Source organism: Knoellia sp. S7-12, from assembly GCF_040518285.1.
GTDB lineage: Bacteria > Actinomycetota > Actinomycetes > Actinomycetales > Dermatophilaceae > Knoellia.
Genome location: NZ_CP155449.1, coordinates 1,942,175 through 1,967,508 on the forward strand (window position 1 = coordinate 1,942,175; position 25,334 = coordinate 1,967,508).

Here is a 25,334-nt window from a genome sequence, read left to right on the forward strand (position 1 = left end):
GCCCTGCGCACACGGCATACCGAATCTTTTCAATCTCATCGAAAGTGAACCCACGTGGCATCGACGAACGAACTCAAGAACGGCCTCGTCCTCAACCTCGAGGGCCAGCTGTGGACCGTCGTGGAGTTCCAGCACGTCAAGCCCGGCAAGGGACCGGCCTTCGTGCGGACCAAGCTCAAGCACGTGCTGTCGGGCAAGGTCGTCGACAAGACGTTCAACGCCGGCACCAAGGTCGAGACCGCCAGCGTGGACAAGCGCAACATGCAGTACCTCTACAACGACGGCACCGACTACGTCTTCATGGACGGCGACACGTTCGACCAGATCACGGTCACCCCCACCGTCGTCGGTGACGCAGCCAAGTACATGCTCGAGAACCAGGACGCCATCGTCGCGCGGCACGAGGGCAACGTCCTCTTCATCGAGTTGCCTGCCTCGGTCGTCCTGTCGATCCAGTACACCGAGCCGGGTCTGCAGGGTGACCGCTCGACCGGTGGCACCAAGCCGGCGACGCTCGAGACCGGCGCCGAGATCGGCGTCCCGCTCTTCCTCAACACCGGCGACAAGGTCAAGGTGGACACGCGCGACGGGTCCTACCTCGGCCGCGTCAACTGATCGGCGGACTCCCACCACATGGCTGCCCGCACCAAATCGCGCCGACGCGCCATCGACCTGCTCTTCGAGGCCGAGCAGCGTCAGGTCAACGCGACTGAGCTCCTCAAGGAACGCCTCGCCACTCCCGTGACCGAGGCGCCTCTCAACGAGTTCACGGCCGACCTCGTCACGGGCGTCGTCGACAACTGGACCCAGATCAACGACCTGCTCACGACCTACTCGCAGGGTTGGTCGGTCGAGCGGATGCCTGCAGTCGACCGCGCCATCCTGCGTGTCGGCGCGTTCGAGGTGCTCTTCGGCGAGGTGCCCGAGGGCGTCGCGATCAGTGAGGCCGTGGCGATCGCGACCGAGCTGTCGACCGATGACTCGCCGAAGTTCGTCAATGGACTCCTCGCACGTCTCGCCGAGGTCAAGCCGACCCTGGCCTGACGTCCCCGTAGTCGCCTGACGGCCGCTGACCCTTTCGGGTCGGCGGCCGTTGGGCTGTGCTCCGACCCAGCATTTCGGCGTATGCCGTGTGCTCGCCTCCCGCTTCGTCCCCCGCGTCGCGGTGCTAGCATTGACAGCACTGAACGAGCGACAGGGGCGGCAGCGATGAGCACACTGACCATCCGTCAGGTTGACGAGGACGTGAAGAAGCGGCTTCAGGTGCGAGCGGCGCGCAATGGCCGCTCAATGGAGGCTGAGGTTCGGGCGATTCTGACTGAGGCGGTCTCGATCGACGCGGCGGTGGAAACGGAGGATCCACTCTTCGCGGCACTGCGCGACTTCCGCCGGCTGACCGGGGGCCTCGAACTAGACATCCCGTCGCGAGCTGACGACATCGAGCGACCCGTTCCCGACTTCTCGTGATCGTCCTCGACACCAACGTCCTGTCCGAGACATTGCAACCCGCCCCTGACGAGCGCGTCGTCGAGTGGCTCCTCGAACTGCCTCACCGCCACCGTCGCATCACCGTGATCACTGCAGCGGAGCTCTTGCAGGGGGTGTTTGTCCTGCCTCAGGGCCAACGCCGAGACCACCTTCATGAGGCTGTCGACAGTGTCCTGGCGACGTTTCGCGGTGGAGTTCTGGACGCCGACACGCGGACCGCTCCGTACTTTGCCGACATCAGGGCCACGAGGCGACGACTTGGCCGTCCCATAGGAGCCATGGATGCGTGGATCGCGGCCATCTGCCGTCGCCATGATGTCCCGCTTGCGACCCGGAACATCAGGGACTTCGAGGACACCGGCATTGCCGTCATGAATCCGTGGGTGGGCACCTGACAGGATTGGCGCCATGCGCAAACTCGTCTACTACGTCGCTGTCACACTCGATGGGTTCATCGCAGGACCGGACGGGGAGACCCCAGTGGGGCCGAGTTCTTCCCGATCACCCCGGATCTCATCGAGTTCATCGTGGCGAATTACCCCGAGACGCTTCCCGGGCCAGCGCGTGACGCCATGGGGATCACGGGGCAGGGGCAACACTTCGACACGGTCATCGAGGGGCGGGCTTCCTATGATCTGGGCCTGGCCGCCGGTCTCGATGACGCCTATCCGCATCTGCGACACCTGGTCGTGTCGACCACGTTGGGCGAGCGCACTGAGCTGCCGGTCGAGATCGTCAGCGGCGACCCGATCACGAGGGTCCGCGAACTCAAGGCGCAGGACGGTCTCGACATCTGGTTGGTCGGGGGCGGCCCTCTCGCCCACGCGCTCCTGCCGGAGATCGACCGGCTCGTCCTCAAGGTCAACCCGTCGGCCATTGGCTCCGGGATCCCGCTGTTCGCGGGGGAGTTCACGCACGCACGGTTCACTCCGGTCGGCCAGGAGGACCTTGCCGGTGGGGTCCGCGTCGTCACCCTCGACCGGGCTTCCTGACGCGAGGAGTCACAGCCCGCCGGGGGACAGCTCAGTGTGAGGTGGTGGCAGGCATCCTTGCGCCGAACACGACTTCGGGCCACGCGGCACGAGCGAGCCAGGCGCGATACGTGTCGGCGTCGGCGTCACGCGGCGGGAAGAGCGGGGCGCGTTCTGAGTTCATTGGTAGGGCCGGGGCACAGGTGTCGCCAGAGGTGGGTGTCGTGAGCGTCTGTGGGTGCACGGTGCCTCCTTCGGCTGGGAACGTTGTCCTATTACATCACGTGACCTTGGGGCAGGCATAGCGCTGCGTTATATGTTCCGAGTGGTGGGACGGTCCGGCGGGGTCGGCTTGGGGGAGAGCGATCCGAGTCGCTAGAGTGAGGCGACCGACATCCTTTAACGACCTGTCCCGTGAGGCAGGGAAGGAGGTCACGACACTGATGTGTCCTGACGCTGTGCCACAGAACGCCCCAGGCTCCTCGAGTGAGACCGACCCCGCGACAGATGACGGGAGGACGGTCCTCGGAGCCGCCGACATCTCCCGCGCACTGCGTCGCATCGCCCACGAGATCCTTGAGGCCAACAAAGGCGCTGACGATCTCGTCCTCCTCGGCATCCCTTCTCGCGGCGTGCCGCTCGCCCGCCGCCTGGCCGCGACCATCGCCGAGTTCGAGGGCAGCGAGATCCCCGTCGGCAGCCTCGACGTGACGATGTATCGCGACGACTTGCGCCGCCAACCCACCAGGGCGCCGATGCCGACCGACATCCCCGAGGGCGGAGTGGACGGCAAGACCGTCGTCCTCGTCGACGACGTCCTCTACAGCGGCCGCACGGTCCGGGCCGCACTTGACGCGCTGGCCGACCACGGACGTCCGGCTGCAGTGCGACTGGCCGTCCTCGTCGACCGTGGTCACCGTGAGCTCCCGATCCGCGCCGACCACGTGGGCAAGAACCTCCCCACTGCCCAGACCGAGAAGGTGCGCGTGCGTCTGGCCGACTTCGACGACGCCGACAGCGTCACGATCACCGGAGGTGCCCGATGACCGAACCGAAGACGCAGACGCGGATGCCGCGTCACCTCCTGTCGATGGCCGACCTGGATGCCACTGGCATCCGGACGATTCTCGACACCGCGACCCAGATGCACGACGTCCAGAAGCGGGCGGTCAAGAAGATCCCGACCCTGCGCGGACGCACGATCATCAACCTCTTCTTCGAGGACTCCACCCGCACCCGCAGCTCCTTCGAGATCGCGGGCAAGTGGATGAGCGCCGACACGATCAACATCACCGGCAAGGGCTCGTCGGCCTCCAAGGGCGAGTCCTTGCGCGACACAGTGCGCACGATCGACGCGATGGGCGTCGATGCGATGGTCATCCGTCACGGCGCCTCCGGGGCCTGCCACCAGGTCGCGGGCTGGGTCGACGCTCATGTCATCAACGCTGGCGACGGCACGCACGAGCACCCGACGCAGGCGTTGCTCGACGCCTACACGATGGAGCAGCGGCTGGGCTCACTCGAGGGCAAGCACGTCGCCATCGTCGGAGACCTCACCCACTCGCGGGTGGTGCGCTCGAATCTCATCTCGCTGCGCCGTCTCGGGGCTCATGTCACCGTGGTCGCGCCGCCGACGCTCATGCCGAGCGGTATCAGCACCTGGTCCGAGCGCGACGGCTTCGACGTGAGCCACGACCTGGACGTGGTGTTGCAGGGTGGCGCATCGGCGGGGCCGATCGACGCGCTCATGATGCTGCGTGTCCAGAAGGAACGCATGAGTGGCGGCTACTTCCCGACGGCCCGTGAATACACCGTGGGCTACGGCCTCACCCGGGACCGGCTCGCTCGCCTCACCGACGCCAACCCGGACCTCGTCATCTGTCACCCCGGCCCGATGAACCGTGGACTCGAGATCAGCGCCGATGCTGCCGATGCCGCGCAGAGCCTCGTGCTTGACCAAGTGAGCGCCGGTGTGGCCGTTCGGATGTCGGTGCTCTATCACCTCCTCGCTGGGGAGGATTCGCCGACCGAAGTCGGGGCGCCCACATCGAACACTGAGGGGAGTGCAGCATGACGAACCTGCACATCACGGGGGCCACACTTCTCGGGGGCGAGGCCAACGATGTCCTTGTTCTCGAGGGTCAGATCGCGGCGATCGGCGGCGGACTCGATGTGCCCCAGGGAGTCGAGAGCATCGACGCCGATGGTCTCGCGCTGCTGCCCGGCTTCGTCGACCTCCACACGCATTTGCGCGAACCTGGTCGGGAGGACGCCGAGACGATCGCGACGGGAGCTGCCGCTGCAGCCTTCGGGGGCTTCACCGCAGTGCTCGCCATGGCCAACACCAACCCGGTGACCGACACGGCGGAGGCCGCAGAGCGGGTCCTCGACCTCGGCCGCGCCACCGGCCTCGTTGACGTTCAGCCCATCGGCGCCGTGACCAAGGGCCTCGCGGGCGAGGAGCTCGCCGAGCTCGCGCTCATGCACCGCTCACGCGCCAACGTCCGGGTCTTCTCTGATGACGGTCGCTGTGTCCACGACGCGCGAGTCATGCGCCGGGCCCTCGAGTACGTGCGCGCCTTCGGCGGTGTCGTCAGTCAACACAGTCAGGATCCCGACCTGGCCGGGTCCAGTGCCTGCTGCCACGAGGGTGAACTCAGCGGCCGCCTCGGACTGCCGGGCTGGCCCGCCGTCGCCGAGTCGAGCATCATCGCCCGCGATGCGCAGCTCGCCCAGCACACGGGTTCGCGCGTCCACGTGGCGCATGTGACCACCGCGGAGGGCGTCGAGGTCGTCCGCTGGGCCAAGGCTCGCGGCATCGACCTCACCGCCGAGGTGACTCCACACCACCTGCTCCTCACGCAGGACCTGGTCAGTGGCTACGACCCGACGTTCAAGGTCAACCCGCCGCTGCGACCTTCTGAGGACGTCGAGGCCCTTCGGGCAGCCTTGGTCGACGGGACCATCGACGCGGTCGCCACCGACCACGCGCCGCACGCCCGACACGACAAGGAGCATGCCTTCGTCGACGCGGCGTTCGGCATGCTCGGCCTCGAGACCGCCTTCGCCGTGGTCCACGACACGATGGTCCTGAGCGGGGCGCTCGACCTCGCCGGTCTGGCCGATCGCATGTCGACCGCCCCGGCGCGCATCGCCGGCCTGTCCGACCATGGCCGGGCACTCGAGGTGGGCGCCCCCGCCAACCTCGTCCTCATCGACACCGAGGCCAACCAGACCGTGGACGCCGAAGCCTCCCATTCCCAGTCCCGCAACAATCCGTGGCACGGCATGAGCTTCACCGGTGCCGTCCACACGACCATCCTGCGCGGCCGGGTCACGGCCACGCTTCAGGAGCACGCATGAACACCACAGTCCATACCCGCGAACTGGCAGTGCTCGTCCTCGAGGACGGTCGCACCTTCACCGGGCGCTCCTACGGCAGCCGTGGGGAGACGGTCGGCGAGGCCGTCTTCTGCACAGCGATGACCGGCTATCAGGAGACGCTGACCGATCCGAGCTATCACCGCCAGGTCGTCGTCATGACGGCCCCGCACGTGGGGAACACCGGCTGGAACGACGAGGACGACGAGTCCTCGCGCATCTGGGTCGCCGGCTACGTCGTGCGCGACCCTGCCCTGCGGCCCTCGAACTGGCGCTCGCAGCGCAGCCTCGAGGACGAGCTCGTGGCCCAGGGCGTCGTGGGCATCTGCGACATCGACACCCGCGCCCTCACGCGCCACCTGCGTGAGCGTGGAGCCATGCGAGTCGGCATCTTCTCCGGGGACGAGGCGCGTATGCCGTCGCACGAGCTCGTCGAGCGCGTCACCGCCGCGCCCCAGATGGCGGGTGCCTCCCTCGCCCAAGAGGTCAGCACCAAAGAGCCCTACGTCGTGCAGGCGGTGGGGGAGAAGCGCTTCACCGTCGCCGCAATCGACCTCGGCATCAAGGCGATGACGCCGCAGTGCATGGCCGAGCGCGGTATCGAGGTCCACGTCCTCCCCGCGACCACGACTTTCGCGCAGATCGAGGCGCTCAGCCCCGACGGTGTCTTCTTCAGCAACGGCCCGGGAGACCCGTCGAGCGCCGACCACGAAGTTGGAGTCCTGCGCGAGGTGCTCGCTGCCGGGATCCCGTTCTTCGGGATCTGCTTCGGCAACCAGCTGTTCGGCCGGGCGTTGGGCTTCGGCACCTTCAAGCTTAAGTACGGCCACCGCGGCATCAACCAGCCGGTCATGGACCGCACGACGGGCAAGGTCGAGGTCACCGCGCACAACCACGGCTTCGCGGTCGATGCTCCCCTCGACGAGGACAGCCATACCGAGTTCGGGCAGGCGCGGGTCTCGCACGTGTGCCTCAACGACGACGTCGTCGAAGGCCTCGAACTCCATGATGCGAACTCCGGTGTCCTCAGGGCGTTCTCAGTCCAGTACCACCCGGAAGCAGCAGCGGGACCGCACGATGCGGCCTATCTGTTTGATCGGTTTGTTGAACTTCTCTCGAGCAACACGAAGGTGGGCGCCTGATGCCGAAGCGCGACGACATCAAGAGCGTCCTCGTCATCGGGTCCGGCCCGATCGTCATCGGGCAGGCCTGCGAGTTCGACTACTCGGGGACCCAGGCCTGCCGGGTCCTGCGGGAGGAAGGCGTGCGTGTCATCCTCGTGAACTCCAACCCGGCGACGATCATGACCGACCCGGAGTTCGCGGACGCGACCTACATCGAGCCGATCACCCCCGAGGTCGTCGAGAAGATCATCGAGAAGGAGCGCCCCGACGCGGTGCTCGCAACTCTCGGTGGGCAGACCGCACTCAACTGCGCCATTGCGTTGCACGAGAACGGTGTCCTCGAGAAGTACAACGCCCCACTCATCGGCGCCAACGTCGAGGCGATCCAGCTTGGTGAGGACCGTCAGCTGTTCAAGGGCGTCGTCGAGCGGTGCGGTGCCGACAGCGCGCGCTCCGTCATCGCCCACACGATGGACGAGTGTCTCGCGGCGGCCGACGAGCTCGGCTACCCGATGGTCGTGCGCCCGTCGTTCACCATGGGTGGACTGGGTTCCGGCTTCGCCCACGACGAGACCGAGCTGCGCCGCATGGCCGGCGCCGGCCTGCAGGCCAGCCCGACCACCGAGGTCCTCCTCGAGGAGTCGATCAAGGGCTGGAAGGAGTACGAACTCGAGGTGATGCGCGACCACAAGGACAACGTCGTGGTCGTCTGCTCCATCGAGAACCTCGACCCGATGGGCGTGCACACGGGCGACTCGATCACGGTCGCGCCCGCGCTCACCCTCACCGACCGCGAGTACCAGCGGCTGCGTGATGTCGGTATCGCGATCATCCGTGAGGTCGGGGTCGACACCGGTGGCTGCAACATCCAGTTCGCGATCAACCCGCTCGACGGCCGGATCATCGTCATCGAGATGAACCCGCGCGTCTCGCGCTCGTCGGCGCTCGCCTCGAAGGCCACTGGCTTCCCGATCGCCAAGATCGCGGCCAAGATGGCGATCGGCTACACGTTGGACGAGGTCCCCAACGACATCACCCAGGAGACGCCGGCGAGCTTCGAGCCGAGTCTCGACTACGTGGTCGTCAAGGTGCCCCGCTTCGCCTTCGAGAAGTTCCCGTCTGCCGACGACACCCTCACCACGACGATGAAGTCAGTCGGCGAGGCCATGTCCATCGGTCGCAACTTCACCGAGGCCATGCAGAAGGCGCTGCGCTCGGTCGAGCAGAAGGGGTCCTCATTCCACTGGCGCGGCGAGACGCCGAGTCGCGACGAGGCGCTCGAACTCCTCAAGATCGCGGCACGCCCCACCGACGGCCGAATCGTCACGGTGCAGCAGGCGATGCGCGGGGGCGCCACTGTCGAGGAGACCCACGAGGCGACCGGCATCGACCCCTGGTTCCTCGATCAGTTCGAACTCATCAACGACATCGCCCGCGAGATCGGTGAGTCACCGGAGCTGACGCCAGACCTGCTGCGCCTGGCCAAGCGTCACGGCTTCTCGGACGCTCAGCTGAGCGAATTGCGGAGTATGCCGGAGAGTGTCGTTCGCGGGGTTCGTCACGCCCTCGGGGTGCGACCGGTCTTCAAGACCGTCGACACCTGCGCGGCCGAGTTCGACGCGCAGACGCCCTACTACTACAGCTCCTACGACGAGGAGACCGAGGTGGCACCGCGCGAGCGGGAGGCCGTCATCATCCTGGGCTCCGGACCGAACCGCATCGGGCAGGGCGTCGAGTTCGACTACTCCTGCGTCCACGCGAGCTTCGCCCTGCGCGATGCCGGCTACGACACCGTGATGATCAACTGCAACCCCGAGACGGTCTCCACCGACTACGACACGAGCAGCCGTCTCTACTTCGAGCCGCTGACGCTCGAGGACGTGCTCGAGGTCTATCACGCCGAGAAGCAGGCCGGCCCGATCGCGGGTGTCATCGTCCAACTCGGTGGTCAGACCCCCCTCGGCCTGGCTCGTGCCCTCAAGGACGCGGGTGTGCCGATCGTCGGCACGTCCCCCGAGGCGATCGACCTCGCCGAGGACCGCGGAGCCTTCGGGCGAGTCCTCGCAGAGGCGAAGCTGCCCGCTCCCAAGCACGGCACGGCATACAGCGCTTCTGAGGCACTCGCGGTGGCACGAGACATCGGCTACCCGGTCCTCGTCCGTCCCTCATATGTCCTCGGCGGGCGCGGCATGGAGATCGTCTACGACGACGACACCCTTGTCACCTATGTCGAACGCGCCACCACGGCTTCGCCCGAGCATCCGGTGCTCGTCGACCGCTTCCTCGACGACGCCATCGAGATCGATGTCGACGTGCTCTACGACGGCACCGAGATGTATCTCGGCGGAGTCATGGAGCACATCGAGGAGGCCGGTATCCACTCCGGTGACAGTGCCTGCACGCTCCCGCCGGCGACCCTGGGCAACGCCGAGATCGAGCTCGTCCGCGAGAGCACGCTCAAGCTGGCCCAGGGGATCGGCGTCCTCGGCCTGATGAACGTCCAGTTCGCCCTCGCGCAGGACATCCTCTATGTCCTCGAGGCCAACCCGCGGGCGTCGCGCACGGTGCCATTCGTCGCCAAGGCAACGGGTGTCGCGCTGGCCAACGCAGCGAGTCGGATCATGCTCGGTGCGACCATCGCCGAGCTCCGCACCGAGGGTGTCCTGCCGCCCAGTGGCGACGGTGGGAACCTCCCTCCGCACGCGCCCATCTCGGTCAAGGAAGCCGTGCTGCCCTTCCATCGGTTCCGTCAGGCCGACGGCTCGATGGTCGACAGTCTCCTCGGGCCGGAGATGCGCTCCACCGGTGAGGTCATGGGCATCGACACGACGTTCGGCCGCGCGTTCGGCAAGAGTCAGCTCGCGGCATACGGTGGTCTGCCCGACAGCGGCACGGTCTTCGTCTCCGTTGCGAACCGCGACAAGCGCGCGATGCTCTTCCCGGTCAACCGTCTCGTCGACCTCGGGTTCGACATCGTCGCGACGTCGGGCACAACGGATGTGCTGCGGCGCAACGGAATCCCCGCCAAGGTCATCCGCAAGATCACCGAGCGCGAGGGCGACGCCGAGGCCAGCGACGCCCGCACGATCGGTGAGCTCATCCTCCAGGGTGAGATCGCCATGGTCATCAACACGCCCACCGGACAGAGCGCTCGCGCGGACGGCTACGCGATCCGGGCCGCGGCCAACACCGCCGACGTCCCGCTCATCACGACGGTCCAGGAATTCGCTGCCGCCGTGCAGGCCATCGAGGCGCTGCGTCGGGGTGACCTCACGGTGACCTCACTGCAGGAGCACGCGCGGCACCTCAACCTCATGCAGGTGGCCGACCGATGAGCAGTGCGGGCACGAACGGCGCGGCTCAGGCGGGTGTGATCCAGGTGCAGGGCGAAATCATCGCGACCCGCCGGGCCGGCGCCTATCACCACCTGACGATCGTCGCTCCCGGTGTCGCCGAGCTCGCGCGCCCGGGACAGTTCGCGGCGCTGGCGGTCGGCGGCCCCACGACGGGCAACCTGCTGCGGCGCTCCTTCTCGATCCACAAGGTGAGCCCTTCCGGCACCTACGGCGGGACGCTCGACCTCGTCATCGCCGCCAAGGGCGCCGGGACCGAGTGGCTCACGTCGCTGCGTGCCCACGACACGGTTGACGTGGTGGCTCCGCTCGGACGGCCCTTCCCGTTGCCGACCGAGCCAGTGCCTTGCGTGCTCGTCGGAGGCGGCTACGGATCTGCACCACTCTTCTGGCTGGCCGAGGTCCTGCGCGCGCGGGGCTGCACCGTCGAGATGGTGCTCGGTGCGGCCTCGGAGGACCGGCTCTTCGGTGTCGTCGAGGCCCGACGGGCCGCTGATCGCGTCACGGTGACGACCGATGACGGCTCCGCCGGACAGCGCGGCTGGGTGAGCGACGTTCTGCCGGACGTGTTCCGGCGCACCGGTGCGCCGGTGGCCTATGCGTGCGGACCCATGGGGATGCTGCAGTCCGTCACGCGCGTCGCGTCCGAGCACGGGGCGGTGGCCCAGGTCGCGGTCGAGGAATCGATGGCCTGCGGCATCGGGGTCTGCATGACGTGTGTCATGCCCGTGCGGGGCAGGGACGGCGTGACGTCGATGGTGCGCTCGTGTGTCGAGGGACCCGTCTTTCGCGGTGACCGCATCCGCTGGGAGGCGTTCCACGACGGTGTCTGCGGCGTCCCCGACGATGCGGTGGGTGCGCCGAGAGTGGGAGGTCACTGATGGCGGTCGACATGTCCGTGACCTTCACCGGTCGGACCCTTCCCAACCCTGTCATGACCGCGTCAGGGTGCGCCGCCAACGGCCGCGAGCTGCACCGCTTCTTTGATGTCTCCCAGCTCGGGGCCTTCGTCACCAAGACCGTGATGATGGATCCGCGCTCTGGTCGCGGAACTCCGCGCATGGCCGAGACGAGCTCAGGCATGCTCAACTCGATCGGCCTTCAGGGTCCAGGAATCCACGCCTTCGTCGAGAAGGACCTGCCCTGGCTGAAGTCTGTCGGTGCGCGCGTGCTCGTGTCGATCGCGGGCAACACCGCGGGGGAGTTCGCGGATGTGGCGCAGGTGCTCGCGGCCAGCGACGCGTTCGACTGTGTCGTTGGCGTCGAGGTCAACATCTCGTGCCCCAACGTCGCCAACCGCGGCCTGGTCTTCGCGTGCGACCCGCTCGCCTCTGGCAAGGTCATCGCGCTCGTGCGCGAACAGCTGCCTCGCGACGTGCCGATGTTCGCCAAGCTCACCCCCGACGTCACCGACATCGTGTCGATCGCTGACGCGTCGGTGAAGGCTGGTGCCACTGGCCTCACGATGATCAACACCCTCCTGGGCATGGTCATCGACACCGACCGTCTGCGACCGCAACTTGGTGGCATCACTGGCGGACTCTCCGGGCCTTCGATCCGACCAGTTGCCGTCCGTGCCCTGTGGCAGGTCACCGCCGCAATGCGCGCCGGGCGCTTCCAGACGGTGCCGCTCATCGGGGTCGGGGGTGTGCGCACCGGCCGAGACGCCCTCGAGCTCATCGCTGCCGGCGCGACCGGCATCCAGGTGGGCACAGCGACCTTCAACGACCCGACCGCTCCCCAGCGCGTCCTCACCGAGCTCGAGGCGCTCGCCGAGTCCCACGGCGTCGCCCGCATCACCGAGCTCGTTGGCGTCGCGCACGACAGGATGGTGATCCCGTGACCGCATCCACCGAGACCAGCGCCGACGCCATGACAGCGACCTTCGGGCAGCGGCTGCGCGCCGTGATGGAACAGCACGGCCCCCTGTGCGCCGGCATCGACCCGCACCGGGCCCTGCTCGAGTCGTGGGGACTCGCCCATGACCTCGACGGACTGCGCGCCTTCACCGGGGCGTGTGTCGATGCCTTCGGCGGCCACGTCGGAGTGGTCAAACCACAGTCGGCGTTCTTCGAGGTGTTCGGTTCCGCAGGTGTGGCTGTTCTCGAGGGCGCGATCACGGCACTGCGCGAGCGGGGGACGGTGGTCATCCTTGACGCGAAGCGGGGCGACATCGGCACGACGATGGATGCCTACGCCGAGGCGTTCCTCGGCAAGGACGCGGTTGACCCCGCTGACGCGCTCACTGTGAGCCCCTATCTCGGCTACGGCTCGCTCCGCCCCGCGATTGACCTCGCCGACCAGACCGGTCGCGGTGTCTTCGTCCTTGCGCTGACCTCCAATCCCGAGGGTGCGCAGGTCCAGCACGCGGTGCGCGAGGGCCGCTCGGTCGCTGGCTCGATCGTCGACGGGGCCCGGGCGGACAACGCGGACGCACTGGCTCGAGGCGAGCTCGGCCATGTCGGTCTCGTCGTGGGCGCCACCGTCGGCAGCGCCGTCCAAGACCTCGACCTCGATCTGGCGGCCATGGGCGGCCCGATCCTGGCACCGGGCGTCGGCGCACAGGGTGGCACGTCCGAGGACCTCAAGCGCGTCTTCGGTGACGCTCTGCGCAACGTCCTCCCGGCGAGCAGTCGTGAGGTCCTCTCCGCTGGCCCCGATGTGCCCACGCTGCGCGCCCAGGCCGCTCGGACCAACGAGGCCCTGGCCGCGCTGCTGCGCTGAGACGTGGGGTCGGGATTCCTGCTGGCGCGACCGACACATCCATCAAAGGCGTCGAGTTGCGGATCAGGGAGGGTGCGCGCGGCCGCAACACGCGCGCACGCACTTATGATGTCGAGAACGCGCTGGGCGTGCAGCCCGGGACAACCCCGAGATGCGCGGACTTCACCCCTCACTTCTGGGGGGCGGCCCACTCACCCTGACGTGATTAAATCGCGGGAGGCGTTGAGAAGCAGCGCCGCCCAAGATTCATACGGAGGACATCCCCCATGGCACTCCCGCCGCTGACACCGGAGCAACGCGCCGCCGCGCTGCAGAAAGCGGCGGAGGCACGGCGCGAGCGGGCCACCGTCAAGAACCGCCTCAAGTACGCCCAGGGTGACCTCGGTGAGGTCATCACCGAAGGGAAGTCGAACGACGTGATCGGCAAGATGCGGGTCTCCGCGTTGCTCGAGTCCATGCCCGGGGTCGGTCGGGTCAAGGCCAAGGCCCTCATGCAGGAGATCGGCATCAGCGAGAGCCGTCGTGTCCGGGGACTGGGTCAGAACCAGATCTCTGCCCTGCTGGCCCGGTTCGCCAAGGCGTGAGCGGCGCCTCCCGGCTCACCGTGCTCGCCGGCCCCACCGCAGTCGGCAAGGGCACCGTCGCAGCCTTTGTTCGTGAGCACCACCCGGACGTGTGGCTGTCGGTCTCCGCCACGACCCGGAGCCCGCGGCCTACTGAGGTCGATGGTCGTCACTATCATTTCGTGTCCAACGAGCAGTTCGGCCGCATGGTCGATCATGGCGAGTTCCTCGAGTTCGCCACCGTCCACGGCCGCGCGCAGTACGGCACGCCGCGCGGGCCGGTCGAGGCCGCTCTGGCAGAAGGCCGTCCGGCCCTCCTCGAGATCGATCTCCAGGGGGCCCGTCAGGTCCGCGAAACCATGCCAGACGCGCTCTTCGTGTTCCTCGCACCGCCCAGCTGGGACGAGTTGGTCCGCCGGTTGGTCGGGCGTGGCACCGAATCCCAGGAGGAGCGAGAGGTCCGGCTGACCACCGCCAAGGCCGAGCTGGCCGCCGCCGAGGAGTTCGACGTGACCCTCGTGAACGACGACGTTCGGCGTGTGGCCGACGAACTCGTATCATTGATGCGCACCCCCCACCAGACGAAACGAGACTGATTCCGTGTCAGGCACCAAGGCCAACCCCATCGGCATCACCAACCCGCCGATCGACGATCTCCTCACGCACGTCGACTCCAAGTACTCCTTGGTCCTCTACTCGGCCAAGCGCGCGCGCCAGATCAACGCCTACTACGCGCAGCTCCAGGACGGTCTGCTCGAGTACGTCGGCCCGCTGGTTGACGCCGAGGTCCACGAGAAGCCCCTCTCCATCGCCCTGCGCGAGATCAATGGCAACCTGCTGACCTCAGAGAAGATCGAGGACTGAGCAACCAGTGCGCGTCGTCCTCGGTGTGGCGGGCGGCATCGCGGCCTACAAGGCCTGCTCGCTCCTTCGCCTCCTCGCCGAGGCCGGACACGACGTCACGGTCGTGCCGACGGCTGCTGCGCTGAAGTTCGTCGGCGCCCCCACGTGGGCGGCGCTCTCCGGCAAGCCGGTGAGCCCCGACGTGTGGTCCAGCGTCCATGAAGTGCCGCACGTGCGCCTGGGGCAGGAGGCCGACCTCGTCATCGTCGCGCCTGCCACCGCCGACCTGTTGGCGAAGGCCGCAACCGGTCAGGCTGACGACCTGCTCACCAACGTCCTGCTCACCGCGCGTTGTCCCGTCGTCATGGCCCCCGCCATGCACACCGAGATGTGGGACCACCCCGCGACGCAGGCCAACGTCTCGACCCTGACCGAGCGGGGAGTGCACATCGTGCCTCCCGCGAGCGGTCGCCTCACCGGCAAGGACACCGGTCCCGGTCGTCTTCCGGAACCCGAGGTCCTGTATGCCGTGTGCGAGCGTGAGATGGCCCGCTCAGCCACCGCAGCCCACACCGTTGCGTCCGCGGATGCGGCGGCCAGAGCGACCACTTCCGCAGACGTTGCGAGGGGTCCCGGTCGCGGTCGTGGCGACCTCACTGGTCGACGGGTTGTCGTGAGCGCCGGAGGCACCCGCGAACCCTTGGATCCGGTGCGTTATCTCGGCAATCGGAGCTCGGGCAAGCAGGGGCATGCCCTCGCAGTCTCGGCAGCCGAGCGAGGCGCTCGAGTGACCCTCGTGACGTCTGCGGCAGCCGATCTCCCGGGCATCGACGTCGTCGCGGTCGAGACAGCCCTGCAGATGCGTGAAGCCGTCCTCGCGGCGTTCGCCGACAGCGATGTCGTCGTCATGGCTGCAGCCGTCGCGGACTTCCGCCCGGCCGCCTATGCGCCGTCCAAGATCAAGAAGTCCCACTCAGCCCACGTCGACGGCAGCGAGGACGACTCCGCTCCGACGATCACGCTCGTGCGCAACCCCGACATCCTCGCCGAGCTCGTCCGGGCCCGCGGCGGCTCGGGGAGTCCTGTCATCGTGGGGTTCGCCGCCGAGACCGGCGACGACGACGGCACGGTCCTCGAGCACGGCCGCGCCAAGCTCGAGCGCAAGGGCTGCGACGTCCTCGTCGTCAACGAGGTGGGCGAAGGCAAGACGTTCGGCGCCGACGACAACACCGTCACCGTCCTGCGCCGCGGCAGTGACGAGTCCGTCGAGGTCGGTCCGGCCACCAAGGCAGCAGTGTCCGACGCGGTCTGGGACGTCGTCGCCACCCTCCTCTGACCTGGCGATCCAGTCTCGATTGGGTCAGCGCGTCTTGGCGTTCGCCTTCGGCGTGGACTCGGCCTTCGTCTGGGTTTCCGTCCCAGTCCGAGTGTCGGCTTCTGACGTGGCAGCGGGTGCCTCGACCTTGTCCACTGCTACGCGCTCGGACTTGACCTCGACCTCGACCTCGGGCTTGTCCTCGGCCCCGGCCTCGGTGGGCGCCGCGGTCGGGGTGTCGTCGACGGGCACATCCACCTGGCCGAGGGCCGAAGCGCCGCCGAGGGTGCCCAGCATGTTGCGGACGTTGCTCAACTGGGCGGTGATGCTGTCGCGGCGGGCCGTGGCAGCAGCGAGCTCGCGCTCGGAGTCCCGCTTGATCCGCTCGGCCTGTTCCTTGGCCGCTGTGACGATCGCGGAGGCCTCCGCCTTGGCCTGGTCGAGGATCGACGCGGACTCGGCCGAGCGGGCCGTGTGCTCCGCCTCGGATTCCTTGGCGAGCTGGTCCGTACGTTCCTGAAGCTCCCGGAGGCGGTCCTCGAGGCTGCTCTGCGCGAGGGTGAACTCGCTCGCTGCCTTGTCGCGGCGCCCCTGAAGGGTGCCCTCGAAATCGGCGGCGGCCGCAGCAGCACGAGCGCGCTGGTTCTCGAAGTAGGCCTCTGCCTCCTCGCGACGGGCCGAGGCTTCGCGTCCCGCGTCATCGATCAGTGCGCTCGCATCCCGCTTCGCCTTGGCGACGAGCTCAGAGACGTCGACCTCGGCACGGGAACGGAGCTCCTCTGCGTAGCGGTCCGCCCCGGCGCGCACTGCCGCAGCTGACTCGTCAGCGAGGCGGCGGTGCTCGTTGGCATCGGTCGTCGCCGACTCACGGATCGAGGCCGCTTCCTCGTCGGCGAGACCGAGCATGCTGCCGATGCGCTCACCCAGGTGGGCGAAGGTCGGTGAGGAGACCTGCGCCTGCTTGGCCTCGAGGGAGGCGACGAGGGCTTTCTGCTGCTTCAGGCTCTGCTCGAGGTCGGCGTTGTGCTGCTTGGCCTTGGTCAGTTCGACGGTGATCTCCGAGACTTCCTGTCGGGCCGAGTCGACGGTGCCGCCAATGGAGGCGAGGTGTCGGTCGACCTGGACCGGGTCGTATCCACGAAAGATGGTCGGGAACTGGGGCGTGCTCATCAGTGCTCCTGGGGCTGGATGCGGTGCGGGGCGGACAGTGGCAGTGGGTCGTCGTCGAGGGGGGCCGGGGAGGGGCTGTCGTTCATGGCGAGAGCATCGATGACCCCGCTGAGATCGCCCAGCTGAGTGGTGATGGCATTGCGTCGGGCAGTGAGCACGGCCACCTCGGCCCGGGTCCGGGTGAGGCTCTCCTGTGCTTCGGCCCGGATCTCGTCGGAGCGACGCTGCGCCTCTTCGGTGATCCGGAGGATCTCGGCGCGCGCGGCACGGTGCTGTTCGTGGGCCTGGCGCTGGAACTCTTCGATGTCGTCGGCGGCGCTCTGGCGGACGAGCTGAGCACCCTTCTCGGCTTCGCTCAGCCGGCGGTCGGCCCGGGCCTCCGCCTCCTGGAGCCGTTCGCGCGCAGATCGCGTGATGCGTTCGGCCTCGCGGCGGGCGTCGTCGAGCGTGCGGGCAGCATCGGCCCTGGCCACTTCGAGGACCGATGTGGCCTGGGCGCGGATCCGGTCCGACTCGGCCTCGGTCTCGGCGCTGAGATCGGTGGCGCGGGCGGTGGCAGCGGCCAGCAGGTTTGTCGCTCGCGCACGATGTTGCTGGGAGCGTTCTGCCAGGGACTGGTGGTGCGCACGCTTGTGGGTCGACGTCTCCCGCTCGGTCTTGTCGAGGATCTCCCGGACCGTCGTCTGCGCCCACGCCAGGTGGGTCTGGGCCGACTCCATGACTTCGTCGGCCTCGGCGCGGGTCTGCTCGAGGTGGGCGGAAGCTTCCTCGCGGGCCTGACGGACAACCGCCTCGCGCTCACTCGACGAGTCACTCGTGAGGCGGTCGATCTCGGCCAACCGGGCACTCACTTCGCGCTCGGCCTCGTCACGGTGCGCCACGGCATACGCCTCTGCTTCCGCGCGGAGGCGAGCGGCCTCACCCTCGGCGAGTTCGCGCATCCGCGAGATCGCACTCTCGGCGCTCGCACGGTCGGTGTCCCACGCCCACTGAGCGGCAGCGACATCAGCGGCAGCCCGCTCGAGGGTCTGACGGCTGGAGCGCTCAGCCGCCTCGACGATCTCGCTCGCGCGCCGTGCGGCCGTGGCCATGCTCGTTGCCGCGTCGTCCTCGGCGATCGAGAGGGCCTCGTCGGCGGCCTTCGATGAGCGGGAGCGCACGAGGGCCGCCTGATCAGAGGCATCGACGAGGAGTGAGTGGGCCTCCTGACGGGCCGCTTCGATGACGGCATCCGCCTCGGCGCGAGCGCTGTTGAGCGATGCCGTGATGGTCTCCAGCTCAGAGAGTGCGTCGGCAGTTCGGGCGCGCACCTGCGCGGCATCCCGCCTGGCCTCGGCCACCTCACGGACCGACTCGCCACGCACCTGATCGGCGAGCATCTGGGCCCGGACCAGGAGGTCGAGAGGGTTGCCGGAGATCGAGGTCGCCGCCACCGTGTCCGTGGGTTCTGGCGAACTCACGGGGGCCTCGGGCTCCGGCCGGTCATTCACGCGGACATTCTGGCACCTCGTGGCCGTCGGCGCGCCCCAGGATCGTCCATCGTGGCGCACGCCACCGTGCCACGTGGTGGGCCCCGCACCCATGAGCACGTGGGACCCGTTAGGTTTGTCGTCTCGTGCCGTGTTGGCGCGATCAACCATTCCCGCACGAAGGAGTACCCCGGGTGGCTGCACGCCTGTTCACGTCCGAGTCCGTCACCGAGGGGCACCCCGACAAGATCTGCGACCAGATCTCCGACTCGATCCTCGACGCGATGCTCGCGCAGGATCCGCGGGCGCGCGTCGCCGTCGAGACCATGGTCACGACCGGGCTCGTCCATGTCGCCGGAGAGGTGACGACCGAGGCCTACGTCGAGATCCCCAAGATCGTGCGCGACACCGTGCTCGGGATTGGCTATGACTCTTCGACCAAGGGCTTTGACGGCGCCTCCTGTGGTGTCGAGGTCTCGATCGGTCAGCAGAGCCCCGACATTGCCCAGGGTGTTGACACTGCATACGAGAGCCGCACCGGGGCCGTCGACCCGCTCGACAAGCAGGGCGCTGGCGACCAGGGCCTCATGTTCGGCTACGCGTGCGACGACACGGCTGAGTTCATGCCACTCCCGATCTATCTGGCCCACCGGCTGGCCGAGCGCCTCAGCGCGGTCCGCAAGTCCGAGGAGCTGGCCTACCTGCGACCGGACGGCAAGACGCAGGTGACGATCAGCTACGAAGGGGACAAGGCAGTCAAGCTCGACACCGTCGTCCTTTCGACTCAGCACGCCGACGGCATCTCGCTCGACGGTCTGCTGAGCCCCGACATCGAGAAGCACGTCATCGCGCCGGTGCTCGCCGAGCTCGCCGAGTCCGGCACGGCCGACCTTGACACCTCTGACTATCGCTCGCTCATCAACCCCACGGGCACCTTCGTCATCGGTGGTCCGATGGGCGACGCCGGCCTCACCGGCCGCAAGATCATCGTCGACACCTACGGCGGCATGGCCCGCCACGGAGGTGGCGCCTTCTCGGGCAAGGACCCGAGCAAGGTCGACCGTTCGGCTGCCTACGCCACGCGCTGGGTCGCCAAGAACGTCGTTGCCGCTGGCCTGGCCCGTCGTTGTGAGGTCCAGGTCGCCTACGCCATCGGCAAGGCGCAGCCCGTCGGCATCTATGTCGAGACCTTCGGCACCGAGACCGCCCCGGCGGACAAGATCCAGGACGCGATCCTCTCGGTCTTCGACCTGCGGCCCGCCGCGATCCTCGACGCGCTCGACCTGCTCCGCCCGATCTACAAGCCCACGGCGGCCTATGGTCACTTCGGCCGCACGACGGCCGACGGTGTCCACAACCCGTTCACGTGGGAGCGCACGGACCGCGTCGAGGACCTCCAGCGCGCGGTCAAGGGCTGACGACGCTGAACAGCACCTCGGGCCCGCTGCTCCTCGCGCATGATGACGAGGGCAGCGGGTCCGCTGTCGTTCTCCTGCACTCCGGGGTCACCGATCGGGGCATGTGGGCGCCGATCGTCCCTGCGCTGAGCGCTGCCCACCGAGTCATCGCGCCTGACCTTCGTGGTTTCGGCGAGACGCCAATCCCTGGCGAGGTCTATGCGGATGCCGATGATGTCGCGCACCTGCTCGAGGTTCTCGGTGTCGACCGGGCTGTGGTCGTCGGCGCGTCGTTCGGCGGCCGCGTCGCGCTGGAGCTGGCGACACGGCACGCGCAACGAGTGCGTTCGCTCGTCCTGCTCTGCCCGGCCTACCGCGGACTCGAGGTGACCGACCCCGTGGTCCTGGCCTTCGGCGAGCGTGAGGACGAGCTGCTCGAGGTCGGTGACCTCGACGGTGCGGTTGCTCTCAACATCGACATGTGGGTCGGGCCCGAGGCCACCTCGTCCGCCCGCGCCGACGTGGCCCGGATGCAGCGTCGCGCGTTCGAGGTCCAGCTCGCCGCGGACGCGCTCGACCCACCGCCGCAGCCGGAGCGGGTCGAGGTCGACCCGTCCGCCATCACCACCTCGACGCTCGTTGTCTCCGGCGACCTCGACGTCGCTCACCACCGGGACATCGCGACAGTGCTCGCTCGTGAGGTCGGCGCCGCCGAGCTGGTCGAGCTGAGCTGGGCCGGGCACCTGCCGTCCGTCGAGCGACCCGACGAGGTCGCTGAGCTCTTGCTCGCACACCTCGGGAGTGGGCCTGTCGCCCCGGTCGTCTAGTTTCGGGGCATGACCGAGCCGGGTGAGGGGACGCAGCTGGAGCTCATCCAGCCGTCTGCTCGGGCGCGACCCAGGCCCAAGTCCGGCGGAGAGCCGGTGGCCGAGGTCGATCCGGTCGCCTCCGTCCTCGTCGACACCGGACTGGCTCACCTCGACCGCCCGTTCGAGTACCTCGTGCCGGCATCCATGGCCGACGACGTCGTGCCGGGGGTGCGCGTCAAGGTGCGCTTTGCGGGCCAGGACCTTGACGGGTTCGTCATCTTGCGCACAGCGGATCCCGAGCACGAAGGTCGGCTCGCCCTGATCCGGCGGGTCGTCTCGCCAGAGGGAGTCCTCACCGCGCCGGTGCTCGAGACGGCAAAGGCCGTTGCGCGTCGCTATGGGGGTGTCGTGGGGGACGTGCTGCGGCAGGCCGTGCCGCCACGCCACGCGGCGGCCGAGAAGGCCCTTGCGCGCGACGCACCTGAAGTCGACGCCGTGCCAGATTCCGTCTCGTCCGCCTGGAGCCGGTATGCCGTGGGGCCGGCCTTCCTGTCCCGGGTCACCGCCGGCGAAGCCCCGACCGCGTCCGTGCTCGCCGCTCCGTCGTCCGACCCCGCCGAGGACTGGCCGCGGTTGCTCGCCGACGCCGCCGCTGCCGCACTGGCCGGAGACAGAGGCAGCGTTATCGTCGTTCCCGACGCCCGTGATGTGGCTCGAGTGGAGGCTGCACTCACGGATCGCCTCGGCAAGGGGCACCACGTGCGCCTGACCGCAGACCAAGGGCCGCAGGCCCGCTACACGGCATACCTCAAAGTTCTGCGCGGTCACGTGCGCGTCGTGGTGGGGACACGTGCAGCGGCGTTCGCGCCGGTGCGAGACCTGGGCCTCGTCGCGTGGTGGGACGACGGCGACGACCTCCATGACGAGCAGCGCGCCCCCTATCCGCAGGTACGTGAGGTCGCCCGCCTCCGTGCCGAGCTCGAGGGAGCGGCCCTGCTCAGCGCCGGTTTCACGCGGAGCGCGGCGCTGGCGCAGTGGTGTGCCAAGGGTGTCGTCGTGGCCCTCGAGGTCGAGCGGTCCGTGTTGCGCAGGGTGGTTGCCCGGGTGCGGGTGGCCGGTGAAGGGGCGGACCTCGCCCGGGATCCGGCAGCCGCGCGGGCCCATCTGCCGTCGGCGGCGTGGCAGGTCGCCAAGGAGGCACTGTCTCGTGGACCGGTGCTCGTCCAGGTGCCTCGGCGCGGCTATCTGCCCTCGCTCTCGTGCCAGGACTGCCGGCGCCCGGCGCGATGTGGCGTGTGTTCGGGGCCACTCGGCCTTGTCGGTCCGGGTCAGCCGCCGACGTGTCGGTGGTGCGGCGCGGTCGAGACCCGCTTCGAGTGCTCGCACTGCGGATCTCCGCGGCTGCGCTCGTCGGTCGTCGGTGCGCGTCGGACTGCCGAAGAGCTGGGGCGTGCCTTCCCCGGTGTGCCCGTGACCACTTCGGGAGCCGGAGCGGTGGTCGACCACGTGAACGCCAAACCGCGCCTCGTCATCTCGACGCCGGGCGCCGAGCCGGTCGCCGAGGGTGGCTACGCCGCCTGCTTGCTCCTCGACGCCTGGGCACTGCTCGACCGACCCTCACTCGACGCGGCCGAGGAATCCCTGCGGCGGTGGATGAACGCCGTCGCGCTGACCCGCGGTGCCGCCGACGGGGGGGTCGCCGTGCTCGCCGGGGTGCCGACCCACACGACGGTGCCGGCCATCGAGGCGCTGGTGCGCTGGGACCCCGCGTGGTTCGCCGAACGCGAATTGGCCGAGCGGCTCGAGCTGTCGCTGCCTCCGACCGCACGAGTCGCGACGTTGACCGGTGCCCGGTCGGCACTGCAGGCGGCGGTGTCCGAGATGAGGTTGGGGGAGTCGGTGCGCGTCCTTGGCCCGCTGCCCGTGGACGCCGAGAACGAGCGACTGGTCCTGAGTGCACCCCTGCCCGACGGACCCGCGCTCGCAGCCGAGGTCGCGGCGATGAGAGCGCGCCGCTCCGCGCGCAAGGATCCGGCTCCGATCACGGCTCGACTGGACCCACGCGACCCGACGAGCTGAGCGGCGCCGTGGCACGGCCAGCACCGGCGGGCGTGGTGGCGGAACACATGGTCGACCGTGCTGGCCGGGCCTACTGTCGGGCCCATGGGTGAATTCATCGACGCCGGTGGGATTCGACAGCACCTTCGCGTGTGGGGGCCAGAGGACGGCACACCGGTCCTGTTGATCCACGGCAACTGCTCGAGCGGCGGTTTCTTTGAGCCGTTCGTCCGGAACGCGCTCGACGGTGGCTCGGGATCGTGGCGGATCGTCGCCCCGGACCTTCGCGGGTTCGGCGAGACCGAGACAGCACCGGTCGACGCGACGCGCGGGCTGCGGGACTTTGCCGACGACCTCGAGGCGCTGCTGGGTGCCGAGTGAGTGTTCGGATCCGACGCGCCCATCGTGGTGGTGGGCCACTCCATGGGATGCGGCGTTGCGATGCAGTGGACCGTCGATCACCCCGAGCGCTGTGCCGGGCTGTTGCTCACGGCTCCGCTGTCGCCCTACGGTTTCGGCGGAACGCGAGACGTGAACGGCACCGCGACCACGGACGACTTCGCCGGCACGGGCGGTGGCACGGTCAACCCCGACTTCGTCGCGCGGGTCGCGGCGGGCGACAGGAGCAGTGACGAGCCGACCAGTCCACGCAACGTCATGCGGACGGCATACATCGCAGATCCCGACGTCCTCGGAGCCGACGAGGACGCGATGCTCGACACGGTCCTCTCGACGGCGACCGGCGACCACAACTACCCGGGCGACTCGGTGCCGAGCGCACACTGGCCGATGGTCGGTCCGGGGACGCGCGGCGTGGCCAACGCGATGTCACCGCGCTGGTTCTCGGTGGCCGAGGATCTGTTGGCCCTGGACCCCAAGCCGCCGGTGGAGTGGGTGCGCGGCACTGCCGACGTCATCGTCAGTGACACTTCCCTGTTCGACCTGGCCCACCTCGGCCAACTCGGGGTCGTGCCCGGATGGCCCGGTGCAGATGCCTGTCCGCCGCAGCCGATGGTGGGGCAGACGCGGGCGGTCCTCGAGCGCTACGCCGCGGCCGGTGGCACCTTCACGGAGACGACGCTGGAGGGGTGTGGGCACTCGGCGCACCTCGAGCGGCCGGACGCCGTGCGTGAGGCGCTGGAACGGCTCACTGCAGAGCGGCCCTGACGGCGAGCTCGATGACGGCCCGCTGGTCGCTCGCGTCACCACGGGTGATGCGGTGGAAGATCAGCCCTTCGAGGCAGGCCATGACTGTGGTGGCAGACACCTGGGGGTCAGACGCACCGAGGTCGGCGAACACTGGCACGACGAGGGCCTCGAGGGCGGAGCGGCCCTCATTGGCCGCGTCGCGAATCTCCCTGTTGTGGACCGCTTCGGTGAAGAGGACGACGCGCGCCGTGGTGAGCTCGCGAGAGGGACCCGTCGTCAGCTCGAAGAGGGCGTTCAGCGCGTCGACCAACCCGTCGGCGGAGCGGGGGAGGGCGGCGCCAGCGACGCGAGGCGCTTCGATCGCGATGATCCAGTCCATCACTCCGCTGACGAGGGCCGCTCGGGTGCGGAAGAAGTTGGAGGTCGACCCCTTGGGCAGGCCCGCGCGCTCGTCGATGCGGCCGTGGGTGAGCGACCGCAGCCCGCCCTCGGCGAGGAGGGAGACGGCGGCTGTGAGGGCGCGTTCTCTGGTGGACATGAGCCTCACGATAAACGTAGTGACATCACACTATGAACATAGTAAAATACCCGTATGGAGACGAACGCGCGGCGCGTCGACCTCGATGGCGTCGAACACCACTGGCTCGACCGGTCCGGTGTGCGACTCCACGTCGTCACCGCTGGGGCAGGTCCGAACCTCGTGCTGCTCCACGGATTCCCGGAGTCTTGGTGGGAGTACCGCGACGTCATCGGGTCCCTCGCCCAGCACCACCGCGTCATCTGCCCGGACATGCGCGGCTCGGGAGACAGCGACGCCCCACCTTCCGGCTATGACGGGCCTACGCTGACCGCCGACCTGCTCGACATCCTCGACCACTTCGGCGTCGAGCGGGCGGGGTTCGTCGCCCACGACTGGGGCGCGGTCCTGTCCTTCGGTCTCGCGCTGGACCACCCGACGCGGGTCGAATGGCTGTTGGCGATGTCGGTGCCGCACCCGTGGACCCGGATGAGTGCGTCGATGCTGTGGGCCTTCCGGCACTCGTGGTACCTCCCGTTGGTCCTCACGCCCGGACTCGGGCCGTGGCTGCTCAGGGCGGGCAAGCAGCGCTTCCAGAAGCACCTCTTCCGGACCTTCACCGCGGACCCGAACGCGTGGACCGACGAAGTCATCGAGCCGTATCTCGCGGCGATGCGTGAGCCGGCTCGGGCGCGAGCCGGGCACCTGCTCTATCGCGACTACATCCTGCCTGCGGGGATGGAGCTGACGCGTGGGCGCCGAGAGGGCTACGCCATGCCGTGTCCGACCCTGCTGCTCACCGGCGTCCACGACCCGGTGGTCCGGGCGGAGTTCGTCGCAGGGGACGCGGCGCAGGCAGCTGGGGTGCAGGTCGAGGAGGTCACCGGGGCCGGGCACTGGATGGTCGAGGAGCGTCCCGACGTGGTCATCGCTCGGGCGCTCGCCCTCGGTGCAGGGGAGAGGGCCCACGATTCGTAGACTGGCCCGCGTGACGAGCCAGAAC

General features: G+C 68.7%; 25 protein-coding genes and 1 pseudogene. 22 read left to right on the forward strand and 4 right to left on the reverse strand.

Going from position 1 to position 25,334, the window contains the following annotated elements; all coding sequences use genetic code 11:
* Positions 1-54: 54 nt before the first annotated feature.
* The 5 genes from efp (at position 55) to V6K52_RS09355 (ending at position 2,480) form a co-directional block, all read left to right on the forward strand.
* Positions 55-615, forward strand: coding sequence for an elongation factor P (gene efp / locus V6K52_RS09335; RefSeq protein ID WP_353953585.1), 561 nt, complete (start codon positions 55-57; stop codon positions 613-615).
* 18 nt (positions 616-633) lie between these two features.
* Entirely contained in the window at positions 634-1,044 is a 411-nt protein-coding gene (gene nusB, locus V6K52_RS09340) for a transcription antitermination factor NusB (protein ID WP_353953586.1), read from the forward strand.
* Between the two features lie 165 nt (positions 1,045-1,209).
* Entirely contained in the window at positions 1,210-1,467 is a 258-nt protein-coding gene (locus V6K52_RS09345) for an Arc family DNA-binding protein (RefSeq protein WP_353953587.1), read from the forward strand.
* On the forward strand, positions 1,464-1,883 hold the full coding sequence (locus V6K52_RS09350; RefSeq protein WP_353953588.1) for a type II toxin-antitoxin system VapC family toxin: 420 nt from the start codon (positions 1,464-1,466) through the stop codon (positions 1,881-1,883). Before V6K52_RS09345 ends, V6K52_RS09350 begins: the two co-directional genes overlap by 4 nt.
* A 132-nt stretch (positions 1,884-2,015) precedes the next feature.
* The gene (locus V6K52_RS09355) at positions 2,016-2,480 is read left to right on the forward strand and encodes a dihydrofolate reductase (RefSeq protein WP_353953589.1); all 465 of its coding nucleotides are present in this window, start codon (positions 2,016-2,018) and stop codon (positions 2,478-2,480) included.
* Positions 2,481-2,511: 31 nt separating this feature from the next.
* On the opposite strand, the gene V6K52_RS09360 is transcribed toward V6K52_RS09355, so the two are convergent.
* On the reverse strand, positions 2,512-2,703 hold the full coding sequence (locus tag V6K52_RS09360; protein ID WP_353953590.1) for a hypothetical protein: 192 nt from the start codon (positions 2,701-2,703) through the stop codon (positions 2,512-2,514).
* Between the two features lie 199 nt (positions 2,704-2,902).
* Between V6K52_RS09360 and pyrR the strand changes: the two genes are divergently transcribed.
* From pyrR to V6K52_RS09420, 12 genes are all read left to right on the forward strand, one after another.
* Positions 2,903-3,505, forward strand: coding sequence for a bifunctional pyr operon transcriptional regulator/uracil phosphoribosyltransferase PyrR (gene pyrR / locus V6K52_RS09365; RefSeq protein WP_353953591.1), 603 nt, complete (start codon positions 2,903-2,905; stop codon positions 3,503-3,505).
* A 23-nt stretch (positions 3,506-3,528) separates the two neighbouring features.
* Positions 3,529-4,533: an aspartate carbamoyltransferase catalytic subunit gene (locus V6K52_RS09370; protein WP_353953754.1), complete on the forward strand. Its 1,005-nt coding sequence runs from the start codon at positions 3,529-3,531 to the stop codon at positions 4,531-4,533.
* Positions 4,530-5,822 carry a dihydroorotase gene (locus tag V6K52_RS09375; RefSeq protein ID WP_353953592.1) on the forward strand — a complete coding sequence of 431 codons (1,293 nt, stop codon included), beginning with the start codon at positions 4,530-4,532 and terminating at the stop codon, positions 5,820-5,822. Before V6K52_RS09370 ends, V6K52_RS09375 begins: the two co-directional genes overlap by 4 nt.
* Entirely contained in the window at positions 5,819-6,982 is a 1,164-nt protein-coding gene (carA, locus tag V6K52_RS09380; protein ID WP_353953593.1) for a glutamine-hydrolyzing carbamoyl-phosphate synthase small subunit, read from the forward strand. The genes V6K52_RS09375 and carA overlap by 4 nt, the downstream gene beginning before the upstream one ends.
* Complete coding sequence (gene carB, locus V6K52_RS09385) at positions 6,982-10,299, forward strand: carbamoyl-phosphate synthase large subunit (protein ID WP_353953594.1); 3,318 nt, start codon at positions 6,982-6,984, stop codon at positions 10,297-10,299. Before carA ends, carB begins: the two co-directional genes overlap by 1 nt.
* The gene (locus V6K52_RS09390) at positions 10,296-11,198 is read left to right on the forward strand and encodes a dihydroorotate dehydrogenase electron transfer subunit (RefSeq protein ID WP_353953595.1); all 903 of its coding nucleotides are present in this window, start codon (positions 10,296-10,298) and stop codon (positions 11,196-11,198) included. The genes carB and V6K52_RS09390 overlap by 4 nt, the downstream gene beginning before the upstream one ends.
* Entirely contained in the window at positions 11,198-12,160 is a 963-nt protein-coding gene (locus V6K52_RS09395) for a dihydroorotate dehydrogenase (RefSeq protein ID WP_353953596.1), read from the forward strand. The genes V6K52_RS09390 and V6K52_RS09395 overlap by 1 nt, the downstream gene beginning before the upstream one ends.
* A gap of 29 nt (positions 12,161-12,189) precedes the next feature.
* Positions 12,190-13,041: an orotidine-5'-phosphate decarboxylase gene (pyrF, locus tag V6K52_RS09400; RefSeq protein WP_353953755.1), complete on the forward strand. Its 852-nt coding sequence runs from the start codon at positions 12,190-12,192 to the stop codon at positions 13,039-13,041.
* A 266-nt stretch (positions 13,042-13,307) separates the two neighbouring features.
* On the forward strand, positions 13,308-13,625 hold the full coding sequence (gene mihF, locus V6K52_RS09405) for an integration host factor, actinobacterial type (RefSeq protein ID WP_353953597.1): 318 nt from the start codon (positions 13,308-13,310) through the stop codon (positions 13,623-13,625).
* A complete protein-coding gene (gmk, locus tag V6K52_RS09410; RefSeq protein ID WP_353953598.1) occupies positions 13,622-14,200 on the forward strand; it encodes a guanylate kinase in 579 nt (192 codons plus the stop codon). The genes mihF and gmk overlap by 4 nt, the downstream gene beginning before the upstream one ends.
* Before the next feature lie 4 nt (positions 14,201-14,204).
* Positions 14,205-14,468, forward strand: coding sequence for a DNA-directed RNA polymerase subunit omega (gene rpoZ, locus V6K52_RS09415; RefSeq protein ID WP_353953599.1), 264 nt, complete (start codon positions 14,205-14,207; stop codon positions 14,466-14,468).
* A 7-nt stretch (positions 14,469-14,475) separates the two neighbouring features.
* Positions 14,476-15,783, forward strand: coding sequence for a bifunctional phosphopantothenoylcysteine decarboxylase/phosphopantothenate synthase (locus V6K52_RS09420; RefSeq protein ID WP_353953600.1), 1,308 nt, complete (start codon positions 14,476-14,478; stop codon positions 15,781-15,783).
* Between the two features lie 24 nt (positions 15,784-15,807).
* On the opposite strand, the gene V6K52_RS09425 is transcribed toward V6K52_RS09420, so the two are convergent.
* Both V6K52_RS09425 and V6K52_RS09430 read right to left on the reverse strand, forming a co-directional pair.
* Positions 15,808-16,932 (reverse strand): hypothetical protein, encoded by a 1,125-nt coding sequence (locus V6K52_RS09425; RefSeq protein WP_353953601.1) that lies wholly within the window; start codon positions 16,930-16,932, stop codon positions 15,808-15,810.
* Entirely contained in the window at positions 16,932-18,422 is a 1,491-nt protein-coding gene (locus V6K52_RS09430) for a hypothetical protein (protein ID WP_353953602.1), read from the reverse strand. Before V6K52_RS09430 ends, V6K52_RS09425 begins: the two co-directional genes overlap by 1 nt.
* Before the next feature lie 173 nt (positions 18,423-18,595).
* Between V6K52_RS09430 and metK the strand changes: the two genes are divergently transcribed.
* From metK to V6K52_RS09450, 4 genes and pseudogenes are all read left to right on the forward strand, one after another.
* Complete coding sequence (gene metK / locus V6K52_RS09435) at positions 18,596-19,819, forward strand: methionine adenosyltransferase (protein WP_353953603.1); 1,224 nt, start codon at positions 18,596-18,598, stop codon at positions 19,817-19,819.
* A 74-nt stretch (positions 19,820-19,893) separates the two neighbouring features.
* Positions 19,894-20,625 (forward strand): alpha/beta hydrolase, encoded by a 732-nt coding sequence (locus tag V6K52_RS09440; protein WP_353953756.1) that lies wholly within the window; start codon positions 19,894-19,896, stop codon positions 20,623-20,625.
* Positions 20,626-20,634: 9 nt separating this feature from the next.
* On the forward strand, positions 20,635-22,686 hold the full coding sequence (locus V6K52_RS09445) for a primosome assembly protein PriA (protein WP_353953604.1): 2,052 nt from the start codon (positions 20,635-20,637) through the stop codon (positions 22,684-22,686).
* A gap of 84 nt (positions 22,687-22,770) precedes the next feature.
* Positions 22,771-23,832, forward strand: a pseudogene (locus V6K52_RS09450) (alpha/beta hydrolase).
* On the opposite strand, the gene V6K52_RS09455 reads toward V6K52_RS09450, so the two are convergent.
* Positions 23,813-24,352 (reverse strand): TetR family transcriptional regulator, encoded by a 540-nt coding sequence (locus V6K52_RS09455; RefSeq protein ID WP_353953605.1) that lies wholly within the window; start codon positions 24,350-24,352, stop codon positions 23,813-23,815. The pseudogene V6K52_RS09450 and the gene V6K52_RS09455 sit on opposite strands and share 20 nt — an antisense overlap.
* Before the next feature lie 54 nt (positions 24,353-24,406).
* On the opposite strand from V6K52_RS09455, the gene V6K52_RS09460 reads away from it, so the two are divergent.
* Entirely contained in the window at positions 24,407-25,309 is a 903-nt protein-coding gene (locus tag V6K52_RS09460; protein WP_353953606.1) for an alpha/beta hydrolase, read from the forward strand.
* Positions 25,310-25,334: the final 25 nt, after the last annotated feature.